The following is a 6,530-nucleotide window of genomic DNA, read 5'->3' on the forward strand; positions in this document are numbered from 1 at the left end:
AAGGTAGTCGCTTAACGGGGGATTATTATGCTGGTGTTTAAACAACAGTTACAGACAAATCAGTTAACGCAAAATGCAGCAGCAAGTGCCGCAGGAATTTCAGCGGCGGCGTTGGCTCAAATTGTTAATCACAATATATGGCCACGGCAGAACGTGGATGTAATTCGTCAGCGTATTACTGATTTCTTGGCAAAAAGAGGTATCGATACTGCAAAAAGTTTTGAGGTAGTACAAGCAACCGACAAATTAGATAACTATACCGATAATAAAAATACAACCCTCATTTTTGAGGAGGAAAACATGTTACTAAAAAAACAAGTGTTATTTCCAGCTACGAAAAAGCATTTTGGTTTATTTCGTGATCCATTTGAAGATAGTGCAATTCAAAGTGCTGAAGATGTTTTTATGACTCCAGATAGCCGTTATGTACGGGAAGCCATGTATCAAACAGCCCGCTATGGTGGTTTTCTGGCAATATCAGGGGAATCGGGTTCAGGTAAAACGACGCTGCGTCGTGATCTTATTGACCGTATTAACAGGGAAAATACCCCTGTTATTGTTATTGAACCCTATGTATTAGCAATGGAAGACAATGATGTAAAAGGTAAAACCTTGAAAGCATCAAACATTGCTGAAGCTATTGTGAATACCTTGGCACCGTTGGAAAACCTGAAACGATCGCCTGAAGCACGCTTCCGCCGGTTGCACAAGATATTGAAAGACAGTTCTCGGGCTGGTTATCAACATGTGTTAATAATAGAAGAAGCACACTCGTTGCCTTTACCGACATTAAAACACCTTAAACGATTCTTTGAGCTGGAAGATGGATTTAAAAAACTGTTATCGATCATTTTGATTGGTCAGTCTGAGCTGGAATTGAAGCTATCTGAACGTAATCAAGAGGTTCGTGAAGTAGTGCAACGTTGTGAAGTTGTTAATTTGTTTCCTCTTAATGATTATCTGGAAATATTTCTGGATTTTAAATTTGGCCGCGTAGGCATGAAGACTAACAAGATTTTAGATAATAGCGCTATTGGTGCTATCCGTGACCGTTTATGTCTTAGTCGGCATAGCGGTAAAGAAACTGTTAGTTTATTATATCCACTAGCTATCGGAAACTTGATTATTGCAGCGATGAACATGGCTGCAATTAATGAGATACCTATGGTTGATGCCAATATTATTCGCAGTGTTAGCTAAAGATATCATTATAAGAAAGAGTTCTATTTAACAATTAATATTGACAATATTCATATTAAAACTGACTTATCACAAGTTAAATATTCAAGGCGGATTCGACTAATTTCTGATTTTATTAATTTCAAGTTGGTTACAACAAGGACGGAACATACCATAACTAAAGAAATGGAAGTCTTGAAAATATTAAGCTCGTCATTTCATTGTCGATCCACTTGAAAGAAAGTTTCTTTTTTGAGGAAAAGAAGAAAATATATTGGCATTAATAAACACATTCATTAAGTAACAGGTAATTAAATATGGTAGAAAGAAAAATTCTGTTTAAAGCTCAAGCCGTTTCCTACACCCTACAATTATACAAATCAAGCTATTGAAGAAAATATTAATGAAATATCAATTAATTCAGGGAAAGAAGATTTTTCAATTATCCAATTTGAACAGAAAATTAAGTAAGGAACATATTTATGAAAATAACATGTAATCACTGCAAACAACCTGTTGAAAAAATGAATCTAAAACAAGCCAAGGTTATCCAGACTCCTGAATTTGGTGAGTGGGTTGTCGATTTAATCTTGGTTTGTCCACATTGTAGTCAGCAATACGGTGTATCTGTGGCAACATGGGATTTACAGCCATTGGAGACCACTCATGGATAAAACGGCCTTATATCGAAAAGTAAGGTTCAGTGGTATCAAATTAATGCTGGCTATTTTGGTTTATTCAATTAGAGAATACATAGCAGAGGATGAATAAGATGGCAAAGCAGAAACTTATTCAGCTTATTCATATTGCACGTAGTAATCTAAAACTAGATGAGGATACGTATCACCAGATGCTACTTTCAGAAACTGGAAAAACCTCTATGCGGGAGATGGATATCCCGCAGTTAACTCGCGTTTTGGAAGCTATGAAAAAGCTCGGTTTTAAGATTAAATCTTCTAGGAAATCCAAAACATCGCGTTCATTAGATAGTCACCCCCAATCAAAGAAGATACGTGCATTGTGGTTGGAAATGGCATCTATAGGTATTGTTCATAATAGTTCTGAACGAGCCTTAGCTCACTGGGTTAAGCGTGAAACGGATATTGATGGTTTACAATGGTTGGATTCAGACCAAGCCAGCAGCATTATTGAAAAACTGAAAAACTGAAAAAGTGGCAGAACTACGTTCACGAGGAAAAAGTATGAATGATGTGAATAACTTTCGTAGCAAAGGTCCTGAGCTGCTGGTCGAACTGGCACAGCATACAGCCTGCACGGTCAGTGAAATAATCCATGTTGAGCCTGCGTTAGCCGAACAAATTGGTGAAGCTGTTGCGAACCATATGATGCAGGTTTGGGGAGGTCAGAATGTCTATTTTCCTATGGGCATGGTTTGGAAAGTCAGCCTCCGTGATCGTGAGATTTTCAACGAATTTAACGGTAAAAATCATCATGACCTGGCTCGTAAGTTTGGTGTTTCTATTCAATGGATTTACAGCGTAGTGAAACGTATTCGAAAGGAGGAACTGGATCGCCTGCAAGGTAAGTTATTCGATAACGAGTCTGAATAGGTAGGTCAAACTAATTGAGCTTAGTAAAATCAGATGGCAGACTACACATGATTCTTGTTTGGTCTGCCTTTCAAATACTGAAAAGGATTTACAATTTAATCTCCATAACTTCCCACTTAGTCCAAGTTTTTCCCATAATTATCTTTCAGTTTCTTTTTAAATATCTTACTTATGATCATAAATCCTGCGTTTGCTCTGAAAGCGGTCAGAAGACAGCGTCAATCGTTGAAATATCCCCCAATGGATGCCGACGAGTTTCTGAATATGCTCTTTAAACAGGGGCTACCTATGACAGCTAAATAAATTGACACAAGAGACTAGGGCTTATCTCTGTGATTCGTTATCATGCGGACTTATGTTTGAGATGCTCACCGATTAACTGAGCAAAAATATGGGGTAACTTCAATGTTGTGGTTCAAAAATTTAATGATTTACCGTTTAAACCGGGAAATTTCACTTTCTGCGGATGAACTGGAAAAACAATTAAGTCCGTTAGCGTTTACCCCATGTGGCAGTCAGGATATGGCGAAAACAGGCTGGATATCGCCAATGGGTTCGCACAGCGACGCTTTCACTCATGTTGCAAATAATCACATCCTGATTTGCGCCCGTAAAGAAGAGAAGATGTTGCCTTCACCGGTTATCAAGCAAGCACTACAAGCAAAGATTGAAAAACTGGAAGGAGAACAGCATCGCAAACTTAAAAAAACAGAGAAAGACTCTCTGAAAGATGAGATATTGCATACCCTGCTGCCACGAGCATTTAGCCGTTTCAGCCAAACTTATATCTGGATCGATATAGCCAATAATCTAATCATTGTTGACGCCGCCAGTGCTAAACGGGCCGAAGATAATTTGGCATTGTTGAGAAAAAGCCTCGGTTCTTTACCTGTTGTTCCTCTGACATTTAAAGATCCAATAGAATTAACTCTGACAAAATGGGTACGTTCCGGTGATCTACCGGCGGGCTTTGCTTTAATGGATGAAGCCGAACTGAAAGCAATTCTGGAAGAAGGTGGGGTAATTCGCTGTAAAAAACAGGATCTGGTTTCTGATGAAATCGCCACCCATATTGAAGCCGGAAAATGTGTTACTAAATTGGCTCTCGACTGGGAAGAGCGTATTCAGTTTATGTTGTCAGATGATGGTGCTTTCAAACGCATAAAATTCAGTGATACCCTGCGTGAACAAAATGATGATATCGATCGAGAAGATTTTGCCCAACGGTTTGATGCTGACTTTATTTTAATGGCTGGTGAATTAAGTGCGCTGATTAAAAACACGATTGAAGCATTGGGTGGCGAAGCGGAAAAATAACAGCAGCCCTTAAGTTATCTGCCGCTTTGGATTTTCTTTCAGAGCGGCATTTCTAACTTTAATATCTTCATCAACAACAACAGGAGCTCAAATGAAAAAATAGCGCGTTTTCCAGTAAGCATAGTGCCAATATTTACAAATATAAATAATTGGATTCACTAACTAATAATAACCCAGATTCCCATATAATTTGCCAATTACTTGATACTGATTTATCTGTTTAACCACACTTATCCCTTTCAGGGAAGGCGCAATCATTGATGAGGGCGGCGTTCACGATTATGTCGCTGAATCCGTCGAAACCCTCTGTCCACGTGAAATGATAGAAGAAGGTGTTAAAGATTGCCAAAATCCTCACTGTACTTATGAATTTTACTGGGGAATCAATGAAGTACTCAATGCGCTGATATAAGCAGGATTACTCATTGAACGATTCAATGAATCGCCAATCTGTTGCTCAATCTCACCTTACTGGCGATAATACCGACGTCTTTCAAAACCCAATAACAGAATTAAAGCTATTTACCGTAATCCTATAAATCCAATTAAGGTGTTCAATGAATTCCGCTAAAAAAGATTATCAACCACCTTTCTCAATCACAGTTAACATGATCCAATTAGTCGCTGAAATCAGTGAGAATATCGGGCGGTTAAGTACAGAACAGGAGCAAATAAAAGCCCTGCGATTGAGGCGTATCAATCGGATACGAACAATTCACGGTTCACTGGCAATTGAAGGTAACTTACTTGACGCAAGCCAAATCACAGCAATTATTGAAGGAAAGCGAATCATTGCACCTATCAGTGAAATACAAGAAGCGCGTAATGCTATCCAGGCTTATGAAAAGCTCAACCACTGGCATTGCACATCAGAGCAAAACTTACTGGAAGCCCACTCTGTTCTGATGAAAGGATTAATAGATAATGCAGGTAATTATCGGCACAGTGGCGTTGGTGTCATGGATGGAGAAAAAGTCATTCATATGGCTCCACAGGCAAACCGGGTTCCAAAACTGATGGCCGATCTTTTTTACTGGCTGAACTCTACGGATATTCATCCACTTATTGCCAGTTGCATCTTCCATTATGAATTTGAATTTATTCACCCGTTTGCTGATGGTAACGGCAGGATGGGCAGATTGTGGCAGACATTAATCTTGAACCACTGGAACTCATTATTTGAATTCATCCCAGTTGAAAGTCTGGTTTATAAGTATCAGGCTAGTTACTATCAAGCAATTAATCTCAGCACCCAACAAACTGATTGTGCACCCTTTATTGAATTTATGTTGAGCATGATACGCGACGCAATTCTAACATCTACCCATCAAGTTACCCATCAAGTTACCCATCAAGTTACCCATCAAGTTAGACAATTAATTATGGCGTTGGAAGGGGAAATGAACCGTGAACAACTTCAATTAACGCTTGAATTAAAAGATCGTAGCTCATTCCGTCTACGCTATCTGCAACCTGCGCTAGAAGCCAAATTGATTGAAATGAGTCGCCCAGAAAAACCCAATAGTCCATTACAACGTTATCGCTTGACAGAAAAAGGGCTGAATTTAAAACAACAATAAATTAATTCACCATGAATAGTGAAAGTAACCAATCTCCACCTTTTGGTGATGATACCCTATTTTGACGGCATCATGATTCTTTGACACAGAACAAATCTATGATGCATGGTCTGATGCAGTTGCAAGCGCTGCTGATGAAACTAGGCTGGATGTTTTTCCTGAGTCCTGTATCTGGCATATGGAGCAGATTTTATCCCAGGATTTCTATCCAGAATAATCTTACAAGTTTACTGAAATACATTTTATTAACGCTGGCTAAAGCCAGCGTTCAGATTAATAATAAATCTCACATTTTACAGTGCGGATTATATATTTACTATCCCATTATTCAAATATCAAACTAATGATTGCTGAACTCTAATGAATAAAATGTTACCGTTGAAGGCGTTGCGCCTTTATCTACCAGCGTTAACTTATTATTAGATATATACCCGTAATCATTGAAGATGCTTGATTTTATCCGAAATGGAGATCATTATCCTCGCTATGAAAATATTTATTACATCAGAACAAAAAATCAAACTTGAACGTCTTCACGACACCACTCGTGATGGTCAAGTACGAGACAGAATAAAAGCTATCCTTCTGGCTTCTGAAGGCTGGAGTTCTGTCATGATAGCCCAGGCATTGCGACTCCATCAGACCACCGTTGACCGCCATATCCGTGATTACCTCAATCAGGGGAAACTTAAATCTGATAATGGGGGGTCTGATAGTTTACTTTCTCGAGAGCAAACTGACCTTTTAATCAACCACTTATCTCAACATCTTTTCCATCACACCCATGAAATCGTGGCCTATGTTGCTCAGCTCTGGAATATTACCTTTAGCATTCCAGGCATGAATAAATGGCTACACCGTCAGGGTTTCTCTTATAAAAAAC

9 protein-coding genes are annotated in these 6,530 nt (G+C 38.8%); all 9 read left to right on the plus strand.

Annotated elements, in window-relative coordinates:
* Positions 1-27 precede the first annotated feature (27 nt).
* Positions 28-1,200: an ExeA family protein gene (locus C5471_RS00635; RefSeq protein WP_166295519.1), complete on the plus strand. Its 1,173-nt coding sequence runs from the start codon at positions 28-30 to the stop codon at positions 1,198-1,200.
* Positions 1,201-1,661: 461 nt separating this feature from the next.
* Positions 1,662-1,853 carry a hypothetical protein gene (locus tag C5471_RS00640; protein WP_036843673.1) on the plus strand — a complete coding sequence of 64 codons (192 nt, stop codon included), beginning with the start codon at positions 1,662-1,664 and terminating at the stop codon, positions 1,851-1,853.
* A gap of 98 nt (positions 1,854-1,951) precedes the next feature.
* The gene (locus C5471_RS00645; RefSeq protein ID WP_133813551.1) at positions 1,952-2,347 is read left to right on the plus strand and encodes a gp16 family protein; all 396 of its coding nucleotides are present in this window, start codon (positions 1,952-1,954) and stop codon (positions 2,345-2,347) included.
* 34 nt (positions 2,348-2,381) lie between these two features.
* Positions 2,382-2,750 (plus strand): Mor transcription activator family protein, encoded by a 369-nt coding sequence (locus C5471_RS00650; protein WP_036843675.1) that lies wholly within the window; start codon positions 2,382-2,384, stop codon positions 2,748-2,750.
* Positions 2,751-2,921: 171 nt separating this feature from the next.
* A complete protein-coding gene (locus tag C5471_RS25480; RefSeq protein WP_479687629.1) occupies positions 2,922-3,053 on the plus strand; it encodes a VapC50 family PIN domain-containing toxin in 132 nt (43 codons plus the stop codon).
* Positions 3,054-3,155: 102 nt separating this feature from the next.
* Complete coding sequence (gene rdgC / locus C5471_RS00655; protein WP_133813550.1) at positions 3,156-4,067, plus strand: recombination-associated protein RdgC; 912 nt, start codon at positions 3,156-3,158, stop codon at positions 4,065-4,067.
* A 557-nt stretch (positions 4,068-4,624) separates the two neighbouring features.
* The gene (locus C5471_RS00660) at positions 4,625-5,647 is read left to right on the plus strand and encodes a Fic family protein (RefSeq protein ID WP_133813549.1); all 1,023 of its coding nucleotides are present in this window, start codon (positions 4,625-4,627) and stop codon (positions 5,645-5,647) included.
* A 94-nt stretch (positions 5,648-5,741) separates the two neighbouring features.
* Positions 5,742-5,864: a DUF29 family protein gene (locus C5471_RS00665; RefSeq protein WP_133814236.1), complete on the plus strand. Its 123-nt coding sequence runs from the start codon at positions 5,742-5,744 to the stop codon at positions 5,862-5,864.
* Positions 5,865-6,133: 269 nt separating this feature from the next.
* Positions 6,134-6,530 (plus strand): helix-turn-helix domain-containing protein (locus tag C5471_RS00670; protein WP_166295522.1); only part of this gene is annotated, 397 nt, incomplete at its 3' end.

Source organism: Photorhabdus tasmaniensis (genome assembly GCF_011189505.1).
Lineage (GTDB): Bacteria > Pseudomonadota > Gammaproteobacteria > Enterobacterales > Enterobacteriaceae > Photorhabdus > Photorhabdus tasmaniensis.

Coding starts and splice junctions, on each gene's coding strand:
- C5471_RS00635 (WP_166295519.1), top strand. CDS start 28: ATGCTGGTGTTTAAACAACAGTTACAGACAAATCAGTTAACGCAAAAT.
- C5471_RS00640 (WP_036843673.1), top strand. CDS start 1,662: ATGAAAATAACATGTAATCACTGCAAACAACCTGTTGAAAAAATGAAT.
- C5471_RS00650 (WP_036843675.1), top strand. CDS start 2,382: ATGAATGATGTGAATAACTTTCGTAGCAAAGGTCCTGAGCTGCTGGTC.
- C5471_RS00660 (WP_133813549.1), top strand. CDS start 4,625: ATGAATTCCGCTAAAAAAGATTATCAACCACCTTTCTCAATCACAGTT.
- rdgC (WP_133813550.1), top strand. CDS start 3,156: ATGTTGTGGTTCAAAAATTTAATGATTTACCGTTTAAACCGGGAAATT.
- C5471_RS25480 (WP_479687629.1), top strand. CDS start 2,922: ATGATCATAAATCCTGCGTTTGCTCTGAAAGCGGTCAGAAGACAGCGT.
- C5471_RS00645 (WP_133813551.1), top strand. CDS start 1,952: ATGGCAAAGCAGAAACTTATTCAGCTTATTCATATTGCACGTAGTAAT.